The 535-nt window shown below is 44.7% G+C and carries 1 pseudogene; it reads right to left on the bottom strand.

The annotated features are described in order from the left end of the window. Positions 1-535: pseudogene (locus AOG27_RS21065) on the bottom strand (IS630 family transposase); the annotation flags it as partial.

The following is a 535-nucleotide window of genomic DNA, read 5'->3' as shown; positions in this document are numbered from 1 at the left end:
ATAAGGTGGGAGCTTTATCAGGGTTAGGTTTTTAAATTCTGCAGCTGTATCGTATGTGTGCCAGCCTGCGCCATCTATTATCACGACAGCGTGTCTTCCAACAGGTGTCGCGTGTGATATCTGGCGCATATGCTGCGTCATTGCTTCTTTATTTACGAATGGGCTAACTAACGCTTCTGTTTGGCCTGTGGCTGGACATACCGCGCCAAATAAGTATCCATAGTCAAATTGCTGTTGTTTTACAATCCTTGGCCGAGTGCCTGTTTCAGCCCAAATGCGCGTAGTCGGATTTTGCTGGCCAAATCGTGCTTCGTCCTGAAACCATACGTCGATCCGATCAAGAGGAAGGTGTCCTGGTGTGTGAAGGATCGTTTCCAGCTGGAAGTTTTTTAAAAGCCTCTTGGCTCTGTAATGATTGTTTTGGGTGTTTAGAGCGGCTTGTGATCCAACTAAAGCCAAGTTGCTTTAGAATTTTATAGACATGATTTAAGTGGTAATGAACACCAAATTCAGTGTGAATGTAATGCACAATGTC

The sequence above is a fragment of the Pseudoalteromonas lipolytica genome (genome assembly GCF_001306915.1).
Classification (GTDB): domain Bacteria; phylum Pseudomonadota; class Gammaproteobacteria; order Enterobacterales; family Alteromonadaceae; genus Pseudoalteromonas; species Pseudoalteromonas simplex.
This window is presented reverse-complemented; position numbering and strand designations above follow the sequence as displayed.